Raw genomic sequence first — 20,939 nt, forward strand, 5'->3', positions numbered from 1 at the left:
TTCTTTCGATTTTTAAATTAGTTTATAAAATGCCATGTTTAAATACATTAGCTGTTCTGGGACAGTATTTCTAGATAGCACAGAATGTTCTGTTACTGTATCATCTTTCACATCAATAAGCTGTAACTTATTCTGCAAATTTAGTCGTTCTAAATACTTCCAATTATTTTGTATAAAGTGATTAGAAAGAATTAGCCCTGACGCAGTACTATGACTCAAATATGACTCAATCTTACTAGTTAAGTCTACCTCACGATTTTGTCCAACATAATGTACATCCTGTTTATATTTTACATAATATTCATCATTAATAATTGGATCAACAGCAACTATTCGTGAATTCAACCATGCACCATGAATTAATGCTCCGACTCCACCCCTTGATACCCCATACGTAACAACATTATCAACAGTGATATCATTTTCTGTCATAATTTTCCGTATCAAAGACTGTATTTGTTGCTCATAGTCCTGAAAATTGACTGAGTTGGCATAAAATGAACCCCTAACTAAATTCAAATCGGCAATTCGTAGAACAAAAGTGTCCTTTACTAAACTACGCTGTATATTTAAAAACATTTCCGTAAAAGATCTATCTTGGGGATCATTTGAAATCAGGCCATCTACTGGGGGAAGACTCAAGAAGAAGACCACTAACTTGTTTCTTTTATTAGTTATTCTCTTTTTTTCTGGAATATTTAATTGATAAAATACATCCTTAAATCGTTTAAGGCTTCGTGAATCGTAAAGCCTTCTTCTTATAAACCAAGCCGATTTCTTTGTACCACGATATAAAATATAATCCATACCAGCTAATTCATTAAGCAAATTAACCAAATCTGGATGTTTTCCCGCACCAGACAACAGTTTTTCTCTATTAAAATTATGGTCTAACTTAATTATTTCAGCACCTAACTTCGGTTTATCATGATTATCAAACTTAATCGTTTCCATGCTAAACCCTTTAATCGACAAATTTCTTTTTAAACTATTCTCCCCAATAAAGTAAACTTCATTTTTGTTGAAAGAATAGTCAAGAAGTAATTGTTCATATATATCTTTGTTTCCAGTAATTAATCCATCTACCAAAAAAATTTGCTGTTTGATTTTTTTTATTTCAGGTGAACGGTCCACAATGTTAAATATTTTCCCAGTAGCATGTCCAAAATAATTGAGTTCAATGTCAATTAGTGACAAATCACTTGTGACTAATACGTCTCCATCGTGAATTATATGACTTAAATAAAAATGAATTAATTCTTCTTCTGAAAGAAATTTTATCTCGCTTCCATTTATTTTTATTTTAAGAGCATCAGTCACATACCCACTTGCTTCAAGATGAATCTCTGTTTTCAAGAATATTTTACCTTGACTGTTGAGATACCATCTTTCAGTCCCCTGTCCATTCGTTCCACGAATAAACACTAAGCGAATTTTATTTTCATGCATCCAAAAATCAGAAACGTTTTTCCCACCACTAAAATTAGATATAAATTTCCCATTATTTTTTTGAGTTTCAATATTACTCATATAATCGTCACTAAAAAAATCGCTGTGATCTGAAAGCCACCATGTTATTTGTTCAAAATCCGTATCTTTGTCTATTTTAGACCTAACATAAAACATATCTTGCATATAGCCAATATGCAATAATTTATATTCATTTTTTGAGTTTTGTAATAATTTACTAAATTTTTGAACAACTTTGTCAGAGTCATTTGATAAATTATCAATATTCTTTATTAATTGAATTACAGCCATACGTCCACTTTCACTATACTAAAAACTCTAGAAATAAATTGCAATATTATACATTCATATCAATGATATTTATTTTTTTGTTAACTATATATGAATAAAAAGTTTTAAAATATTTATTCATATCTTTAGTATCAAGCATTAAATCAGAAAAATTTAATGCAAGTGGCAGAAGATTCATTAAACTAATATTTTTTGAATCAATCAAATAAACACTCTTCTCATTTTTAAAATAATTACCAAATATTTCTTCATTGCCATATATATATACCGCATCATAATAATTTTGAGCCACAATACGTTGCAAATTATAAATTCCAAATAATTCATCAAAATCAGAAAAATTATTAGCAATCATCATTAATTTTCTGCCCTTTTTTAACTTAATTACATTAATCTTTTCATTATTGAACATTACCGGAATATATTTATTCTGACTAATCACCACAGGATTACTATTAATAGCCGTTAAATCAATAATTTCATCATATTGAGGTAAAACATTTTTAATAATATGCTTATTTTTAGATACATTTATTCTTGTTTTTTGATCATTATAAAAAAGATTTGTTTTTACGTAAGTTTTATTTGTAGCCGTAATACCAAATGCAAATAGATTATTTTCAAAAACATCCATCATTTTACCTAGATAAATAAAGTGATCAATTCTTTTTAACGGAACTATCCTTCGAATTTCTTCTTTTAATATGTTTTGTACATTTTCTTCTTTATACATTGACATATCACCTTGGTTAGTTAAGGAGTATGCTACATAATTATCGACTGTGTAATTAACTTGCCCTAACCGGAATATATGATTGTATTTAATCCTGATTTGAGAAAGCAGTAGCAATTCTTCATTGCTAAGATGGTCTTTGGTAAGTAATATGATATTACTGTCAATGTTTTCAGTTAAAGAGTTAATGAATTGTACCTTAGAGTAGTAATCATTATTTTCAAACCCATCCAAATACAAAACAACGTTTTTTCTATTATTATTTATTTTCACTTCATATTCATATTCGACTTCATCCTTATTTTCGAATAATTCATCAATAATACGTGTTGCTGCATGACCAGTTTGCCATTTTATATACTCACTGACTCTATTACTATTATTCATTGTATAGTCTTCTAAATTAGCTAAAGCGTTCGCTAATTCTTCTATATCCAACACAACATTTCCAGGAACCGAATTGATGTCAAGCAACAATCCTCTATCAGCGATATATGATTCTAGGTCGTATACATACAAAAACACTGGCTTACCTGTGACAAGATAATCAAAAAATATGCTTGAATAATCTGAAATTAGAACATCTGTTACACTTAACAACTCCGATGTATCCACATCGTTTGGAACAAGAATATCTTTAATCCTTCTATCAGATTTAGCTTTATCATAGGCAATTTGATGTGCTTTCACTAACAACTGATATCCTTCAGGTAAAGCATTCTGAATATCCAAAGAATTTTGCACAAATTCTTCTGTCATATTTGAAACACTCTCCTGATTTCCACGCCATGTAGGAGCATACAATACTATTTTTTTATCATCTTCAATTGGCACTATTCTATTCAAAAAATTGAAAAAATTCTCTTTATCTGTAGTTTGTATTAAATCGACCCTTGGATATCCAACGGTCAGTTGAATACCATCATAAATTCCATTTAAGTCATAACTATCATTCATTATGTTTTGAGTATATTCATTTGGATGAACCATATAATCAGTCATCAAAAATTGCCTTTGAACGTTAGCCCATTGTCCAAATCTTCCGCCCATATACTTTCCCATACCCTTAATCGGTGTACCATGCCACATATTTATCAAAATCTGATCTGGTCTTTTGACAAAATAATACGGCATAGACGTATTGATTATTAGATACTTTGCTGTCGCCAAATATTGTAAGTGTTTTTTTGTATATGGCCTAATAAATTCCACATTGGTTAATTCTGAAAATCTGCTAGACTGCACATTTTCAGGATTTTCTAAAATCCAAACATGATGGTACTTATGGTGAACATCTTTCTTTAAAATTTCTAAAAAAATTGCATATGGGTTATCCGTCATGCTTTTCCCTAAGAAAGAATCATACAGTATTACATCTTGTTTAATAGGATGTTCCTTGCCAAGGATATACTCACTATACTCATTGATTCTTCTAAAGTTTCTGTTTGATACAACTCTTTTTTCAATTTCAGTCTGATGCTTTTTTATAAATTCTTTTCTCAAATCAATATCGAAATTGTCCAAATTACTCATTAATTATTCCCCCAAAACCGTTTTTTCAAGTACTTGATATGATACCTCGTTGTATTGATCGATATCAAAATCAGGTTTCTTTAAGTCCAATGGGTTTTCAATGGTATTCCGCATTGCTTCCTGCAACCCTTCCACTGTATTTTCTACCAATTCGCCACCAAATTTGGAAACCACACTCCTATTTCCTGGTATGTCAGTAGCTAGAATTGGTAATCCCATAGACGCTGCCTCTAATAGAACCATAGGCTGTCCTTCATGATCTGATGTCATTAAAAAGGCGTCAGAATGATCAAAATAATAATAAGGATTAGCTACTTGCCCAACAAACTTAACAATGTGTGATACTCCTTGTATTAAACTATATTTGTTTAATTCTTCTTTTAGAGGACCTTCACCCAAAACCAATACTTCAAATTCCACATTGCTATTGTCCTGAACAAGTTTTACAGCATCTATCATTTTTTTATGTCCTTTTTCAGGAGATAGCCTTCCCGCCATAACAAATGTGAACTTTCCATTTGAGGGAGCAAGAAAAGTTCCAGAATCAATACTTGTATCATTTTCACTATCATATGTTATGTAATAGTTTTCATTCCAATATTGAATCATTGCTATATTTGGATCAAAACGCTTTTTTTGGATATCAAATTTATTTATTAAATTGTTAACTGTAAAGAATTTGTTTTTATCGGTATAGTCGGAAAGTTTTATTTGATTTTGCTTCATTACTTCTTCCGACACACTAACATAACAGTCAAAAAACTGATATAACTTAAATATTCGCATAAGAGTGTCCTGCATAATGAATTGACCATCAACAAACCGTTTTGTCTCTTCCCACATATCATTGTGTAAGAAAATAGTATGCTTTTGGGCCTTTACAGACAAAATTAGTGCTTCATAGTAACTACTATAACCACCAAAATCTACAGCATAATCGAAGCTACTTAGTCCTGTCATTCGCTTAATTTCTCTACGATATTGATTAAATGGATTGATTTTTTCCATCCAATTTTCATATCCGGATTTCAGTGTAATCATTTCGTGAATTGCCTGCTCTTGCTCATCAAAAACACTTACTCCAAAGCGCTGAATTACAGTAGCTTTGGGACTTAATTTTTGTATATTATCCTTGTCTGAACTTTTAAATTCACCTTTTTCAATAATAATCAAATTATACTTTTCATAGTCTAAATAGTTGGATAAATTCAAAACAGAAGATGTTATTCCATTATTGTAGAATCCTCCCCCATACATTAAAATATTTTTCTTATCATTGATAAGTCTAGACGTATGCTCCATAATCCGTAATGGATTGACATCTTCTAATGAATAAGTATCATTATCTAGATAATTAAATAGTTTCACTTCAATATTAGTGAATAGGCTAGAATAACCAAGACTATCTGTGTATAATTCTGTTACATTTTTTAAGTATGGTTCTATATTACGATTTATACCAATTATATATTCTTTAAGAAAAGCATCTTTATACAATTGCTTATGAATATGGGGGGCAACATCTATTAAAACTAATTTTTCTGTTTCTTGACTAATGATGCGTTTTAAAGTGGTTGAAATATTTAAACTTTTCGATTTCTCTAAATGAATCAACAAAATATTTAAAGTAGAGTGGTCTTTTGTATACTTTCTTACAGCATAAGGTGTTTTTAATGGGAATTTTTTCCCTTCTTTTTTAACATTTTCTTCAAAATGCATGCTTAGATTATAATTTTCAACTATCTTCCCCTGGTAAATTCTGTCTATGCCAAGAGTACGAAGAATTTCTATAATATTAACACCAGGTAATCCGATTAATTCTGTTGACTGAAGTATTGAATGCTGCAACCTAACACCAGGTGTCTGTAATGGCCATACTATATTTTCAATCTGCTCATTAACCTCATCTAACGTATTTACAACATCTTGACCATCACGCATTTGGAAATAATATGGTAAAAGACCTTGAGTTAATACTATTCTAGATTGTGCTAGTGCTTTTACAAAATCAATACTATATTTTTTGACTGTTCTAATCTTTGCATAGGGAAAAGGGTCAGTTAATTTATCTAGTGCAACAATAACATCCATTTCCTTGTTATTTATAATTTCAGCAAATTTTGAAATTGTGGTCCCAGAAAAACTCCCCCCATTACTACCAATAACAATAATTTGTTTTTTTAATGGTTTCCCAAGATGTTCAACATATGTAGCCCGAATATCAAAATTTTTATTTTCTTTACGCTTGAGTTTCTGTTTTTCAATCAGATGCTGTAACTCAATTCCTGATTTATCACTACTATTCTCATTTACTTCATTACTTACTTTAGATTCATCAACAGATACTACACTTTTATTTATCTTATCCTTAATTATTTTTTTTACTGGATTAGGTATAATTTTTTTTATTTGTTCGACTCTCATCAGTTTGCCCCATCTTCTAATATTACAATTCAATATTATTTTTTTGGATTAAAACAGTTCCAATGACTGTTTTTGAACGTAACTTTACATTTCTAAGACCAAAATTTATAAACATTGGTCGAACAATTTGATTTGTTCCAAAAATTCGGTTAACTAAAATTAGCCGTTGGTTAAGCACCAATTCTTCTACTGGTTCAAAAATTGCACATTCATCCTCATCTAAAATAATTTTCAGTCCTACATTAAGTACTTGTGGAGCAAATAATGTTTTTAGATCAGAATTTTCTCTAAATCCCTTTAACTTTTTAGGTAACTGTAAAATATTAATACCCTTGAAAAACGGATTATTTACTGCTGAATCAATAACCACATCTTCTGACAATGTTACTTCATATCCTGGCAAATTTTCTGCTCGTTTAAGAGTGATTTCTTGTCCTTGTTCGTTTAAAAATTTCATCCCACAACTCCACTTTTATCTTAAATTTCTAAGGGTTCTACTTGTCCAAATTGATCATTACGCCATACGTAAACTTCATCCTTTAACGAAATATAATGTTTTAGCCAAAGTTTATTAAATTGTTCACTGGTCATTGCATCTGACCAATTACCATCAAAATTTTTCACCGAAATCTGATTTTCTTTACTAAAGCGTATAAACGGCACATTGTTTGAATTAAATAATTCTCCTTCTTTCAAAGATAATTCATCCAATTCACTGGTATAACGTAATGGCGCCGCATAATATTGATAGATATTAGTTATTTTTAAGTCTGTTGGTAATTTATTCTTAGACAATAAATCGTCTAAATTGGCTTGGTAATTTTTATCTAAGACAAACCACAAAATTTCGGCTCGTTTGCCTTGCAGTGATTGCTTTCTAATTTCACTAAACAACGATTGTCGCTTTTTAGAGTCTTCAAACAAATTGTCAGGAAAAATAAATTTAACCGTCTCTCCGAACCGTTGTGTTGGTGATTGATACCCGTGACGTACAAAATCCGCCAAGGATTTAGCAATTTGCTTGTGCACGGGCAAGGTGAAGTGGTCACGATCATCAACATATTCGTCCATATGATTACCTAAATGATAATCCCGGATATCAAATATCGGCACATCACACTCTTGATAAACCTCGATAAAGGCTGATAACATTTCCTGATAAGTAAAGACATTTGGCCCTTCTAAATGCCAAGCCGGCTTGTATTTCCGAAAGGCCAGCGTCTCTAGGACACCAACTAACTGAACATGAGGGTTAATCAGTTTGATACGCTGGATATTCTCACGTAATTTTATCTTAACCTCATCTAATGTATGTAATGAACCATCTGGATTTGGTTGCTTCCAGTCATTATTACCATAAGCAATAAGTACGACATCAGCTTGTTGAATCTCTTGTCGATAATGTTGAATACTTCCTTCAAAACTGTGCGTCCAACCAGTTAGATGATCAAGATGGTATTGGCCTTTAAATTGTCCCGTACCTGTTTCAGCAAAATTTTCTAGCTTATGAGCATTCAAATAGTATGATGCTAATTTGGCATATACTGCATCACGATAAGGGGTTTCCTCTCGCACGAGTTCTTGACCAGCAACAATACTGTCACCAAAAACAACGACATTTTTATTTGTCCAGTCATTTTGTACTTTTTTATGACGCCATTGCCCTAAGATTTTTTTTACTTTGCTTTTAACTTCCATACAGCTAATAGTCCCCATCTCTGGTTAGTCTTAATAATTAGTTTCCGGATACATCAATTTTAGATGTATCAACATCTGTAGATAACTTTTTCTTATTCAAATCATTTTTAATCTGTGAAGTTGAGATTTCTGGCGTCCGTGGCAGATAGACAACTTCTGTTTCTGTTTGTTCTTCAATAAAGTCAAACTTACCAGACCAATCATCTCCCATAACTAAAGTATCTACATGGTACTCTTTCATATCAGAAATTTTTTGATCCCAACTGTTCTCAGGAATAACTAAATCAACGTAACGAATAGCTTCGAGCAATTGCTTACGCTTCTCATATGAGAAATACGTTTTCTTCTGCTTGGATTCCCAATTAAATTCATCCGATGACAAAACAACGATTAAATAATCACCCAATTGCTTTGCCCGACGCAATAAATTTATGTGACCGTAGTGCAACATATCAAATGTTCCGTAAGTAATAACTCTCTTCATAATTCCCGACTCCTCTTGATATTTATTATTTAAGTATAGCATGGAACGCCCGGCGTGCATGTTTTTGGTATGTCTCAATGTTAAATTTTGCTAAGTTAGTTTGTTTTTCCATGACAAACAACATTAATCGTTCAAATGCTCGTGATGTCACATCTTTAGTTACTAACCCATATTCTTGGTTTCCTAACACGCCAATATTTGCGGCAATGTTGGTCGCAATAATCAAACGTTGTTGCATTAGTGCCTCTAGCAAAACCATTGGTTGACCTTCATATAGTGACGGATGTACAAAGACATCTGCTAGCGCAACATAATCAGCCGGATTGTCAACTTGTCCGGTAAACAACACAACATTAGCAATTCCTAGAGCAACAGCTTTGTTTTCTAATTCATCACGGCTAACCCCATCGCCAACAATAATTAACTCCGCTTCTGGATGCTTCACATAAACTTTTGCAAAAGCATCTAACAGCATTGTTTGATTTTTTTCTGGTGATAGACGGCCAACAGCCACGAAAACAAAATGATCATAGGTTGCCCATTGACGACCATTACGATACAGTAATGTATCTGAAGCTGCCTGTTGCACATCAGAGGCTAATGTTGATTCACCCGTATTAGTTAGTAAGGTGGTTTGTCCATTTTGGCGCTGAAGTTGTGTGTAATGTTTGCCTGCTTCATGGACTGAAACTTTTCGTGTAATCCAAGGTTGATTAATTTTTACAACTGGTTGGATATCATTCACTGGCAAAGTGTCTGCCTCTAATTGCACACCTGAATGTTCATCTGGCAGAATATTTTCTTGCACCACTAATTGCTTTACATGATCACTGGTCAATACTGATTCATCAAACCAACCAAATTTATTAACGAAGTACCCATAAATCATGAACGATTGTGTTTGCCAATTCCAGACACGGGCTAATTCAACTAAGGAATCTTTAATGTTAATTTGTTGTGATTGTTGACTTAACAGCATACTTTGATAAGTTATTGTTGTTTCACGACTGATAGCATAAACTTCATTAAAATGTGATGTATCTAATACAATGACATCATTTACCGAAACCATCATTGATTCACCAAATTTTGCCGAATATAACTGGTAAACAGACTGATTATCGATAAAATTAGCATTACTGTACCCTGCAATTATCATCAAATCATCTGGTAATGTGCCAAGTTGTGTACGAACAAGCTGCTCACTATGTTGATTGAATATTAACGACTGGTTCAAAGGTACTTCTAAATAGTCACTCAAATTAATTTGGTAATTATCAGATAGTGGCACATTAATTATCTGTTTATTAATGTCATGTTCATCAATCCACCACTGTTTCTGACCGATTTGAATTCTGAAATAATTTCCCGTAAGCGTTTGCGCAAATGCAGTTGCTATATAGAGTTTATTGACCGTTTTTAGCTGGCGTTGTTTTAGACCTCGTTTGCTTAAGCCTAATGGCTGGTTGGTCAAAACAACTTCATGTGTAATCGTAAATAATTGCTTGATCCCGACATGATAAGCTTGTTCAGTAACCTTATTTGACAAGCAATTCCATAACCATTGATACATGGCAAAGTGCGGTGAAACTTGCATTGGTAAAATACTTGATGCTTTTATCCAAGCATCTTGCTGACTTTTTGGTAATTTTACCTGATAGTAACGACCATCCCCAGTTTCAGCTTGCGCAACAATTTTTACAAATGTATGATTGAGCCATTTTGCCTGCCCTATCACATCACTTGCATCATTACCTTTCAGGTAAGGTGTTTGGAATAAACGACGTTTATTGTTATAAACCCAGCCAATTTGATGCACTGGTGCTTGATACAACAATTCATTCACTTCATAAACTTCAACCGACTTCGCCGCAACCCAACTGCTTGGTAAATCATTAACTGCAAGCTTGTAAAAGGTGGAATGATTAATTTGGGCACGTCCAAGGACACGAACATGTTCATTAGCACTTATCTCTTTGGTAACAGCTTTGCCGTGTACTATGTCCGTCAGAGACATAAACATTTCAACCGTTTGTTGACGCATACTTGCAGCTGCTTGATAATCTTCAATTACAGGTGAGTCAGCCAACTCTTCATCTATGCCAGTAGGTACGGTCAATGAATTTGGCACAGCAACCATCTGCTCTGGTCTAATATATTTCGCTAACTTTGTCTCATTAATTTGCTTCAGAGTTTCCGAAACGGAAATGATTTTATCGAAAACTTGATAGAGTGTGAATAGAGCTCCAAGTTTCTTGGCATGCACTTGCTTCCCCTTAATGATTTTCTGTGAGTCTGCGTACAAATCATTATGTTGATATACAATTAATTGCTTTCTCGGCATGACTGCAAATAATTTTGACCCATTAAATGAATAACCGGAAAAATCAATCAAATCATCAAATTGCACACTATTGAATAAGCGATCTGCCTCTCGTTGATAGCCAGTTTTTGGAATGTTGGTATCAGACCATGATTTGATACCATGTTCACTAATATAACGGTCTTGTTTGTGTTCTGGTCTTGTCAGTGCGGTGACACCAAAACGGTATATTACACGCACACGATCATCTAGTTGATCGACATTATGAACAATTTCTTCATTATCGCTATCCCATAACAAATAGGTCACATCGTACTTATCATAATCAAGATTTCGACTAAGATTAATCGCACTGGTGGTAATACCGTTATTACCCATACCTCCTGGATAAATTAATAGTTTCGTTTTAGCTGAATCATTCGCCTTTAAATGCTTAATACCAGGTACTAATTGTTGATCAAAAATCGTTTGCACAATGCGTTCAGTGACTTGACCATCATCATAGGCAACAATCTTTTCTTTTAACTGCTGATATTTTTGCTGATATTGTGTGTGAACTTGATCAATAACTTGTAAAGTCCGCCCAACTGTCATAATATCCTCTATAATTGGACCGGGTAGCTCGTCATCGTCAAAATACATTCCCCGATAACTACTATATAGTTCATGATCCCATGCGTAGAAAATAATTGGCTTGTCAGTTACTAAATAATCAAAGAAGATACTTGAATAATCAGTAATTAAAATATCTGTGACGCCTAAGATTAAATTAGCATCCATTTCATCGGGAACCAGATATTGATGCAATTTCTCATGTCGCTTGGCTAATTGATAAGCATATGGATGTACTTTTACAAGGATGTTTTTATCTGGATTTAATTGCTTCAAACACTTAATTTCTTCGAATATTTGATTAATACTACCTGACGGATTGGTGATTGAAGTTCCCTTCCAGGTAGGTGTGTACATGACGATTGGTTTGTCCCTATCTATTCGTACACCACTTTGTAATAAATAAGCAATGGTTTGTGCTTGATCATGACCATACGTCAAATCAATTCGTGGATACCCACTTTCAAGGACTTCTCCCTGATATAAACCATTTAGTTTATAGCGATCTAAAAACACATAGGATGTATGTGCATTCGGTGAAATAATATAATCCGCCATCAATAAATTACGCTGCACATTTTTTAAAGAGGTTTTCGAACCTGGTATATCATAGCCCATGTATTTTAAGGGTGTCCCATGCCAAGTGTTCACATAAATTTGGTCAGGCTTTTTATGCCAAAATGACTGAAAGGTTGAATTGGTAATCAGAAACTTGGCCTTTAATAACCACTTTGCATACGCAATCGTATTACGTTTGACCCAAATAATATTATCCTGCATGTTACTGGGTATATTAGCAACCATTCGAGCTAAGTTTTCTGGACTATTATCAGTCACAACCCACACGTGTTTTAAATGCTGATATCGTTCATGGTTGTTTAAATATCGAAAAATTGCTAGTGGTGAATCTGTCATTGACTGACCATCACGAGCTTCATACAAAATGGTCTGTTCATCAATGGTTGACTGATCATAATGGCGAATATAGTACTCCCGCGTCTTCTTCAAAGCAGAATACTTATAAGTCATCGCCACTTCAGAAATATGTGCCAGGCGTTTTACTTTTTTCTTTAAATCCATATCAATTGCCACCTAGTTACTACATCAGAAAGACTTTTGTTACGTCGTGCTTATCTTCAAACAAGACATCATAATGGCGATTTAGGCTAATCACATAGTCATCTGGCTGAATTACCCGATTAAACCATTGTTCATACAAATCAACTTCGCTATAGACAACTGGCTCATCCCAACCAACTAACTGATAATCTGCACGCAATCCACGCTCATCAAAGTGGACCAGCATTTGTGTATTTAAATCAGTGTCTAGATATTCATCTAACACTGGCAAATGTGTTTTCTCATCAAAATGACGAAGTACTTGAATATTGCCAGAAGAATTCACAGATACCCGTTGATGTGGTCTTTTTTGACCTGGTTTCGCAAAGTCAACCGCTGTCACTTTTCCAGCTTGGTTTGTGATAATGGCAATTCTGACTTCACCATTTTGCATGAAGAGCCGTTGGCTGTCTTTCTTCTCAACCGTAAATTTCTGATCACCAATGTAGTCTGTCGTAAACTGATTGACGTTGTCACGTCGCTCACTTTGTAAATATTGTGAAACATAAAAGCTATTGATTTGTACATCAGGAAAATCAACTGCAAGTTGTTCATAGCTATTAATCAACTGATTATAGTCACCCTTATAACGTGGATCCAAAATTGTTAATGATAAGTCGGAACCAATTAGTTGACGCAGATTGGCAACATATTGCTTAATCCTATTAATTTCAGAAGCATCTAACTTATCAATTATGACTTTTACATGATTTTCCATATGAATGTCCCTCTATTTTTTATATGTATCCAGAACAACAAGTCTGGTTTTAGTAAGTTAGTTAGCATATATAATAAAATCCGAATTATGATCTGGTTTCCCATTTATAATTGGACTTACCTGCCATCCCTCTTTAATTTTTGTAACATAATATGCCCAAGCCCTTGTACCACTTCTTTTACCCGTGATAACTAAGCGTCCGTTCTTCCTATTAGTATATCTATTATCAACGATAACACTCTCATTTGCCTCAGATTTAAAATTATTATTATTCAATGTTATTTTCTTCCATGCATTTGTACTAGTTGTTTTATAAGTCCCGTTCGGAATAATTGGAGTGTTATCCGCATAACCAAACACATGACTCCGTTCAGCAAATGCACCAATCATGATTCCAATAATTAAAATCGCTAATACTTGAATAATGCCTAATTTCTTTTTCATTTTGTCTTCCTTTATACAAAGTCCATGAAACGATTGCGAAAACGCATGTGGATATGTGCACCGATGATTAGTAGGATGATTACAATCCCCCAGAATACCATGTTAGCAGTTATATTATGCCAAAACCAGATTGGCCTTTCCATCAAGGTTTCTCTAAAACCTTGGATAATATAATATAATGGATTAATTTTTAAAATATTCGATAATAACACTGGAAAACTGGGACTATCTACTGGAATAATTACACCAGAAACCCACATACTAACCCGTAATACTGCTACATATGCATTATAGAAATCGGGTACTAATACTGTAACCGTTGAAGTTACTAACGATAGCGTATATAAAAATATGATCATCGCAAAAAAATAGTAAAAGAATTGTAGCCAATAAATGGATGGTTTAACATTCACAAACAATAGTGCAAAAAATGCCATTCCTAACATCACAAAATAACGTCGTAACTCAGTCACAATTTCAGTCATGGGAATTGCTGACAATGAAAATTTCATGCGTGATAACATATTAATCTGTGATTGAATACTCTTTGCGGACTTCTGCATCGCTGACTGCATGAAAAAATAAGTGACCATTCCTAAAGCAATCCAGGCAATATAACCTGCAAGGCCTGTTGCATGTGGATTACTCTTATCACCACCACCACGAACCGCAAACATGAGAATCATGACACCAATTTGCAATGCTGGATCAGCAAAGTGCCAAAAATCCCCCAGATAATTTTGACGGTAAACTTGGTCATTATTGTAACGAGCAATTCGTTGAACCACTGGCCAACTCTTTACTAGTTCTTTAAAAATTTTCCAAATATCTTTCACAATAACTACCTCTCAACCGGCAAAATAATTACTTGCCCTGGATTAACCACTTGATCTGTCATATGATTTGCTTGCATGATGGCTTCAACCGAAATATTTGCTTTTTCAGCAATCCCAACGAGGGTTTCCCCATCTTTTACAGTGTACGTATTTTGCGTTGCAGTATAGACTGGCGTCTCAGCTGGTTTAGGTGACCCCGTCCGACCATGTCGCTGATCAAGTTGCGCCAATTTTGATGGTGCAAAATTCGTAATTAAATGCGTTGGGTGTGCCATTACATTTGCCCATGACATATTTAACAACTGTTTGTTCATCAAGCCGACTGTTAATATCGTAATCACTAGCAAAAAGGCCCGTGTGAACCAGCCCATCTTTTCACTACCCTCAGTAAAGGCATGCTCATCTTCTTTTTGTCGCTTTAAAGCGGTCGAAGGATCAAGCAACATCTGACGATTACGTTCCAATTGCTTTAAGTGTGCCAACGTAAATGTTTTTTGCGCATCCTTATAACGCTTTTGATAAGCTAAGCGCTCATTTTCTGAAAAACGATTAAACCGCTTCAAGAAACGTTCATACTCTGGCATAACTTTATCAAAAGGACCATCCATCCGAATATCACCATAATGCATCCAAATCACACGATCTGCCATTTGCCGCATTTGTGCCGCCGAATGTGACACGAAGAAAATCGTCTTGCCTTCTTCTTTAAAACGCTTTGTCCGTTCCATTGACTTTTGCGTAAAAGTTGGATCACCAACTGATAAAGCCTCATCAATAATGACAATATCAGCATCTGAATACACTGAAATCGCAAAGCCTAATTTTGACTTCATACCTGATGAATAAGATTTCACGGGTTGATCAATAAAATCACCTAATTCAGAAAACTCAATGATGTCATCCATCTTGGCGTCAATTTCTTTTTCTGTCATCCCCTGCATCAAGGCTTTTAAACGAATGTTTGCGCGACCCGTTAATTGCGGACGCATTCCTGCCCCAATCGCAATAATTGATGTCGAACCATTAATGGTCATGTGACCACTAGTTGGTTGAGTCAAACCAGCCACCATTTCTAGCAGTGTTGATTTACCCGATCCATTCGTTCCAATCACACCAATCGTTTCACCGGCATGTGCTTCAAAAGAGACCCCTTTTACTGCCCAGAAATTAGGAATGCCTTTGCCCCAAAACTTGAAGACAGCTTTTACTTTATCTGATTGTCGTTCAGCCAAATCAAATCGTTTTGTGACGTGATTTGCTGCAACGGTTACTTTTTTTTCAACCATTTTTCTAACCTATCTTCATTGTGCTGTATTACTACTATCACCAGTTGCATCCGATGTACTTGTTGATTCTCCAGTGCCACTCGTTGAATCACTTCCTTGAGTACCAGTATCAGCTGAACCATCACCGGTCGTTGTACCCGCCCCGGTTGCTGGTGTCGTGGTCGTTGTCCCTGATGAAGTATCTGGTGTCCAAGTTGGTGTGTAGTCATACGATGGTGTGACATCAGTCGTTGTTGTATCGGTCGCAGCACTATCAGCTAAGGCAGGATCGACAACGGTTTCTTCTGTGCTTGTTTCTTCAGACACTGCCGAATCGTCCACAACTGGCTCACTAGATGTTTCTTCTACAACTTCACTCGATGAGGAACTTGTACTAGTTGATGCCGTCACCTTTTTATGATTGTCTTTACTTACCGTAATATGCTTGATAATCCGATTTTGCCCTCGTGTCGCTTTTACCGTGTACTTACCTGGCATGACAAAAGTGATTTTGATATCTTTTTTACTATTATTAGGCTTATACTCTAAGTCATGCAGTTGTTCATGATTACTGTATATCTTCACCGCTGTATTTTTTGACACATGAATAGTTACTTTGGCTTCGCCATCTTTAATAGTTACTTTTTTAGCACTCAAATGAATCAATTCAGCATCATAAATTTGTTCTGCTTGAATTCTTTTTTGATGGTCTTCAGCTGCTTGATGAGCTTCTTTTTCTTTATTGATTGAAAAGCCCGCAAATAAAGCGACAATCACACCAAAAGTCAGAAAAAAATGACCCATGCGTTTTGAACGATCGATTTTTTTAACGTGTGCAAAAATAGTTACAAATAAGCCAAAGATGGCGACAATACTAGCGATGAGTAGTATGTATAAACTAATCATGTACTTCTACTCCTTTATAATAGAAACGGGCGTGCGTTTTTTGTTTATTTTTTGGTGGCAAAGCCTGCCAGTTATCATACATCTGTGTCAAATAGACCTGACTGGCTGCCGGTATGTATACAGTCAAATTTTCAAACGGTACTTGTTGCCGATGCTGATAAATGGCTAACGGAAAATTTTCCCTCGTCTTATTTAAGCCCTGAACAATATACAAGCTATATATATTCGAACGATCGACCTGCTGTTGGTTCATCTTTTGAGCCAATTTATCCATCCGTTGCACCCACCAACCAGTCGTATGGCGTTGTGCATATTTGATCAACAAGGGTTTCAGCCACCAACCGGGCTCTTGCTTTGAAATAGCAATTCGCCGGGTCGAATTACGCATAACGTCTAGATACTTCATGCGATAATAGGCCATTTTTTGTCCAGCCTTAGATTTGGGTACCGCGTCGATTGGAAAAACATCAACATAAACACCGTTATTAACCATTGCCCATTTACCACTGGCTTGGGTCTGTGTATCACTCACCCGGGCATATGCGTAAAGCCAATTTTCAGTATTATATGGTGTTAACAATTCATACTGCGAATTGCTTGGTCGATATTCACGAATAAACCGTTCGTACTCAACGCGTGGTAATGCAACATCCGCGTCATCATCCCACGGAATAAAACCATGATGACGAACCGCTCCTAATGCACTACCTCCGGTTAAGACATAGTGGTAATTATGTTCATTAAAATATTTAATCATGTCAGCCAAAATAGCTAACATGATTTTCTGCACCTCAGGTACAGTTAAATATTTTAATTGTTCGCCCATTTTTTTACCCCAATCTTTGCATCGATTAATGTTGATGCCCATCAACATTAATTATCTTTTGATCTCGAAAATTTTTACAATCGTGACAATACCCATAAAATAGGAAATAAATTGTAAAAATAAATAATAACGTTTTAAGTTTATCTCAATTTCATTTTATACGCAACTAGAAACCAGTGCCTGTTTACAAGGGTTTCGGCCATTTTTTCGCACTAAAAAACGCCAATGGCTTTAGTCACTGGTGTTGTCATATTCTTTACAAATTAATCAATATCTTTTTCAATTTTAACAGCTGTACCATATGCAGCGACGGAATCGCCAATAGCACCTGATGATGAATCAAAGCGCATCATCAAAACGGCATTCGCATCTACTTCGGCAGCGGCTGTCTTTAATCGATCAATGGCTTCATCACGGGCCGTATCTTGTAACTTGGTATAGCCTTTGATTTCACCACCAACAATGGTCTTTAATGATTGACCGACACTTGATACCACGTTACGTGAACGTGTGGTTAGCCCAAATACTTCACCCATTGTTTCCACAACATGGTAGCCCGCAATGGTTTCTGTGGTCACTACTAATACTTTTTCAGACATACACATTCCTCCGTATTTATCACTATTGACTACGCATCCAAGATATCATCACTTGTTGATGAGCTATCTGTTGATGAATTAAATTCATCAATTGTTGAACCAATTTGATCACTATAATAATCCAACATCTTGTCTTGCAACAATGCTGTCAGCTGTGACTCAGTTTTAATCAATGACTTTGCCGGCATTTTTACCTTCAAGTTATTGTCACGCTTTGTGTTGACTTTAAAGGTCAAACGTTCTTTGCGATTGTTTTCTTTTACCGAAAAATCAATTCCAAATGACTTGCCCTTGTCACCAACAGTTAATTTGAGCTTGAAGTTTTTCACTGGATCAAGTGATGATTTTGCTTCTTTCCATTCTGACTTTGAAAGTTCTTTACCTGACTTTGTCTTTGAAATCTTCGTCATCAAACTCTTCATATCAGCTTTATTCAAGTTAACTTGATAACCATTAGACACCTTTTTGAACTTACTACTATCTAAATCTTTAAACCATTCCGTAACACTGGTTGCATCTGACCGGACTTCTTTCGTCTTAATGGGACTATACGTGTCTTCTAATGACACACTATGTGAAGCATCCAGCCAATACTTATCCAATGACTTTGTCACTTTAGTCAGTCCTTTTGAACCATATGCCTTCACTGAACTGGTCAGGATATCTGCAGAAACATAAACATGTTTTTTATCCATTTTAATATTCATTGTTTCCGGCGTATTTTTATCATTTACTTTTAAATGTACCGCCAGATTATTTTCATTCTGCGCATCTGCCTTCAGTGTACCACTAGCACTGCCAGTATCATCCCCCGTGCCACTAGCTGTTACGCGAAAATCTGCAACATTATCATTGCTTTTGGTCATCTTTACGAGATTAGATGCAAACTGTCGTTTTGGCGTATGCAAAACGGCATATGTTCCCCCACCAGCGGCTGCCACGATAACCACAACGGCAGTGCCGACGACAACTGTTTTATTCATGATTTTCCCTCCTCTTGCAACTGCTCCATTGAAATCATCACACCATATCCCTCTTTAGATATAATGATTTAATACAATTGTAACAAAAGTGTGGATTAATCACCAATTATAATACTTATGTATTACAATTTGTAGAACCTACGAGTTGTTAGATCAATCATTTGTTGCCGTAATGCCAACTGTTCCGACCACTCTGGGATTGACTGCCAAGCAAAACCAGGTATTTTTTCACTGATCATCACATTAGAAAGGTAAAAATCTGTTTTCTTCGTCAATTGATTCGTAATGCGCAGATTCAATGTATCCCATTGTGCGACCATTTGGGTCAAATAATTCTCTAAGGCTGGCATGTCAATCAAATCTATTGTCACCGTGATTAATGGGAAAATTTCACGAACATCAAATACCTTAATAAAGGCGTTAAGCAAAGGGTTGAATAATATCGACATCAATTGTTGTTCATCATAATCAAAACGCCTCGTAAAAATGTGAACCACTTGCTTCGTAAATGCCGTATGAATCGGATATGTTTTCATCTGAAAATCGATATCTGGCAATGGTTGAATATCATATGGTGGAAAATAACATAAACGAATCAACGCTGGTCCCATTAAATCTTTGATTGCTTGTTTTTGCTCTTCCGGCAATTGTTTCATAAAGTAATGACCATAAGCTCGCCCAATTCGTTGAATTGCCCAATCAACTTTTTCTTGATTTTCATCGGTTAAATCAGATAGATAGTCTTGTGTATGCCAATGCCCAGCGCGTAACAAACGGCAACACCGTAACGTAATTCGTCCTCAACCCAATCATCTTCAGGATCTAATCGGAATTTTAAATAGGATGCAAATTTCCCCATTAAGTGCTTCGTTGGACACTGTAACTGTTCAGTTGGTCGAAGCAAGTTTTCATCGGTTGGTTGAATATGATGATGATTTGACACACGAGTATGCCACACACCAATCGTAATTTCCAACACACGTTTGATGGTTGCTCGTTTTGTGAGTAATGGAATGACATCATGCTGAACTTGTTTCACATAATTTAGGGTTGCCGCACTAAATGGTAACTGTTCATTTGCAAAAGCAATATAGATTTGTTCAACCATCATCGTGCGAATTTGGCGTTCATCGCCAACTAACTTATAATTATCGGCAATATTAATGCCTTGCAATAATAGTTGATCACGCACTTCTTCTTTCATTGTTCGCACAACCGTGGTACTAGATGAATGGCGGAAAGCAATGGTTTCATTAGAATGGACATCTTCTAAAAAAACATCCAGCAGGAGTTCAAATTTTAACGATTGTCGTAAATAATACCCCTTTAACGCACCCACACTGATTAACTGTAAATTATGCAAGGTCATTGTGCGATTGGCGTCAGCAATCGTAATGAAGGTTTGCGATGATTTGGTAATGGCTTGATAATCAACATTTAGCTGTTGCACAGCTTGCAAAACGAGATATCTAGACCAGTTCATTGCCTTTATCAAATCTTTAATCAGAAAAGTCTTACTATGATGTGTGATTAGATACTGATGTAGCGCCAATCGTTCCTCATCTTTTTTTGAAAGTAACCAATTCATTTTGTTCGCTCTCTCCATTTAGTTAGTCATAAGACAATCATACTTGATTTAAAAATTTAATTTCGCTAGTTTTTTACCTAACGAAAA

At 35.1% G+C, this 20,939-nt stretch carries 17 protein-coding genes; all 17 read right to left on the reverse strand.

Features of this window, described 5'->3' with window-relative positions:
• Window positions 1-12 precede the first annotated feature (12 nt).
• Window positions 13-1,761, reverse strand: coding sequence for an XcbB/CpsF family capsular polysaccharide biosynthesis protein (locus HMPREF0877_RS01850; protein ID WP_002827462.1), 1,749 nt, complete (start codon window positions 1,759-1,761; stop codon window positions 13-15).
• 46 nt (window positions 1,762-1,807) lie between these two features.
• Window positions 1,808-4,027: a CDP-glycerol glycerophosphotransferase family protein gene (locus HMPREF0877_RS01855; protein ID WP_002827464.1), complete on the reverse strand. Its 2,220-nt coding sequence runs from the start codon at window positions 4,025-4,027 to the stop codon at window positions 1,808-1,810.
• 3 nt (window positions 4,028-4,030) lie between these two features.
• Complete coding sequence (locus HMPREF0877_RS01860) at window positions 4,031-6,451, reverse strand: glycosyltransferase (protein WP_002827465.1); 2,421 nt, start codon at window positions 6,449-6,451, stop codon at window positions 4,031-4,033.
• 22 nt (window positions 6,452-6,473) lie between these two features.
• Window positions 6,474-6,908 carry a hypothetical protein gene (locus HMPREF0877_RS09795; RefSeq protein WP_002827467.1) on the reverse strand — a complete coding sequence of 145 codons (435 nt, stop codon included), beginning with the start codon at window positions 6,906-6,908 and terminating at the stop codon, window positions 6,474-6,476.
• 20 nt (window positions 6,909-6,928) lie between these two features.
• The gene (locus HMPREF0877_RS01870; RefSeq protein ID WP_002827469.1) at window positions 6,929-8,149 is read right to left on the reverse strand and encodes an SGNH/GDSL hydrolase family protein; all 1,221 of its coding nucleotides are present in this window, start codon (window positions 8,147-8,149) and stop codon (window positions 6,929-6,931) included.
• 37 nt (window positions 8,150-8,186) lie between these two features.
• Window positions 8,187-8,633 carry a glycerol-3-phosphate cytidylyltransferase gene (tagD, locus tag HMPREF0877_RS01875; RefSeq protein ID WP_040760268.1) on the reverse strand — a complete coding sequence of 149 codons (447 nt, stop codon included), beginning with the start codon at window positions 8,631-8,633 and terminating at the stop codon, window positions 8,187-8,189.
• 25 nt (window positions 8,634-8,658) lie between these two features.
• A complete protein-coding gene (locus HMPREF0877_RS09800; RefSeq protein ID WP_050755303.1) occupies window positions 8,659-12,648 on the reverse strand; it encodes a CDP-glycerol glycerophosphotransferase family protein in 3,990 nt (1,329 codons plus the stop codon).
• Window positions 12,649-12,667: 19 nt separating this feature from the next.
• Complete coding sequence (locus HMPREF0877_RS01885; RefSeq protein ID WP_002827474.1) at window positions 12,668-13,405, reverse strand: hypothetical protein; 738 nt, start codon at window positions 13,403-13,405, stop codon at window positions 12,668-12,670.
• Window positions 13,406-13,462: 57 nt separating this feature from the next.
• Window positions 13,463-13,849, reverse strand: coding sequence for a hypothetical protein (locus tag HMPREF0877_RS01890; RefSeq protein ID WP_002827475.1), 387 nt, complete (start codon window positions 13,847-13,849; stop codon window positions 13,463-13,465).
• An 11-nt stretch (window positions 13,850-13,860) separates the two neighbouring features.
• Window positions 13,861-14,685: an ABC transporter permease gene (locus HMPREF0877_RS01895; protein WP_002827476.1), complete on the reverse strand. Its 825-nt coding sequence runs from the start codon at window positions 14,683-14,685 to the stop codon at window positions 13,861-13,863.
• Window positions 14,686-14,690: 5 nt separating this feature from the next.
• Entirely contained in the window at window positions 14,691-15,971 is a 1,281-nt protein-coding gene (locus HMPREF0877_RS01900) for an ATP-binding cassette domain-containing protein (protein WP_002827477.1), read from the reverse strand.
• A 15-nt stretch (window positions 15,972-15,986) separates the two neighbouring features.
• Window positions 15,987-16,856, reverse strand: coding sequence for a hypothetical protein (locus HMPREF0877_RS01905; RefSeq protein WP_002827478.1), 870 nt, complete (start codon window positions 16,854-16,856; stop codon window positions 15,987-15,989).
• The gene (locus HMPREF0877_RS01910; RefSeq protein ID WP_040760271.1) at window positions 16,849-17,682 is read right to left on the reverse strand and encodes a LicD family protein; all 834 of its coding nucleotides are present in this window, start codon (window positions 17,680-17,682) and stop codon (window positions 16,849-16,851) included. The genes HMPREF0877_RS01905 and HMPREF0877_RS01910 overlap by 8 nt, the downstream gene beginning before the upstream one ends.
• Before the next feature lie 263 nt (window positions 17,683-17,945).
• Window positions 17,946-18,281 (reverse strand): heavy metal-binding domain-containing protein, encoded by a 336-nt coding sequence (locus HMPREF0877_RS01915; RefSeq protein WP_002827480.1) that lies wholly within the window; start codon window positions 18,279-18,281, stop codon window positions 17,946-17,948.
• 29 nt (window positions 18,282-18,310) lie between these two features.
• Entirely contained in the window at window positions 18,311-19,264 is a 954-nt protein-coding gene (locus tag HMPREF0877_RS01920; protein WP_002827482.1) for a hypothetical protein, read from the reverse strand.
• 122 nt (window positions 19,265-19,386) lie between these two features.
• Window positions 19,387-20,037 carry a hypothetical protein gene (locus tag HMPREF0877_RS01925; RefSeq protein WP_002827483.1) on the reverse strand — a complete coding sequence of 217 codons (651 nt, stop codon included), beginning with the start codon at window positions 20,035-20,037 and terminating at the stop codon, window positions 19,387-19,389.
• Entirely contained in the window at window positions 19,989-20,852 is an 864-nt protein-coding gene (locus HMPREF0877_RS01930; protein WP_040760275.1) for a helix-turn-helix domain-containing protein, read from the reverse strand. Before HMPREF0877_RS01930 ends, HMPREF0877_RS01925 begins: the two co-directional genes overlap by 49 nt.
• Between the last annotated feature and the right edge of the window lie 87 nt (window positions 20,853-20,939).

It is taken from the genome of Weissella paramesenteroides ATCC 33313 (assembly GCF_000160575.1).
GTDB classification, from domain to species: domain Bacteria; phylum Bacillota; class Bacilli; order Lactobacillales; family Lactobacillaceae; genus Weissella; species Weissella paramesenteroides.

Bases quoted from the DNA above. Each gene is read 5' to 3' on its own strand.
- HMPREF0877_RS01850 (WP_002827462.1), bottom strand. From the start codon at position 1,761: ATGGCTGTAATTCAATTAATAAAGAATATTGATAATTTATCAAATGAC.
- HMPREF0877_RS01855 (WP_002827464.1), bottom strand. From the start codon at position 4,027: ATGAGTAATTTGGACAATTTCGATATTGATTTGAGAAAAGAATTTATA.
- HMPREF0877_RS01860 (WP_002827465.1), bottom strand. From the start codon at position 6,451: ATGAGAGTCGAACAAATAAAAAAAATTATACCTAATCCAGTAAAAAAA.
- HMPREF0877_RS09795 (WP_002827467.1), bottom strand. From the start codon at position 6,908: ATGAAATTTTTAAACGAACAAGGACAAGAAATCACTCTTAAACGAGCA.
- HMPREF0877_RS01870 (WP_002827469.1), bottom strand. From the start codon at position 8,149: ATGGAAGTTAAAAGCAAAGTAAAAAAAATCTTAGGGCAATGGCGTCAT.
- tagD (WP_040760268.1), bottom strand. From the start codon at position 8,633: ATGAAGAGAGTTATTACTTACGGAACATTTGATATGTTGCACTACGGT.
- HMPREF0877_RS09800 (WP_050755303.1), bottom strand. From the start codon at position 12,648: ATGGATTTAAAGAAAAAAGTAAAACGCCTGGCACATATTTCTGAAGTG.
- HMPREF0877_RS01885 (WP_002827474.1), bottom strand. From the start codon at position 13,405: ATGGAAAATCATGTAAAAGTCATAATTGATAAGTTAGATGCTTCTGAA.
- HMPREF0877_RS01890 (WP_002827475.1), bottom strand. From the start codon at position 13,849: ATGAAAAAGAAATTAGGCATTATTCAAGTATTAGCGATTTTAATTATT.
- HMPREF0877_RS01900 (WP_002827477.1), bottom strand. From the start codon at position 15,971: ATGGTTGAAAAAAAAGTAACCGTTGCAGCAAATCACGTCACAAAACGA.
- HMPREF0877_RS01905 (WP_002827478.1), bottom strand. From the start codon at position 16,856: ATGATTAGTTTATACATACTACTCATCGCTAGTATTGTCGCCATCTTT.
- HMPREF0877_RS01910 (WP_040760271.1), bottom strand. From the start codon at position 17,682: ATGGGCGAACAATTAAAATATTTAACTGTACCTGAGGTGCAGAAAATC.
- HMPREF0877_RS01915 (WP_002827480.1), bottom strand. From the start codon at position 18,281: ATGTCTGAAAAAGTATTAGTAGTGACCACAGAAACCATTGCGGGCTAC.
- HMPREF0877_RS01920 (WP_002827482.1), bottom strand. From the start codon at position 19,264: ATGAATAAAACAGTTGTCGTCGGCACTGCCGTTGTGGTTATCGTGGCA.
- HMPREF0877_RS01930 (WP_040760275.1), bottom strand. From the start codon at position 20,852: ATGAATTGGTTACTTTCAAAAAAAGATGAGGAACGATTGGCGCTACAT.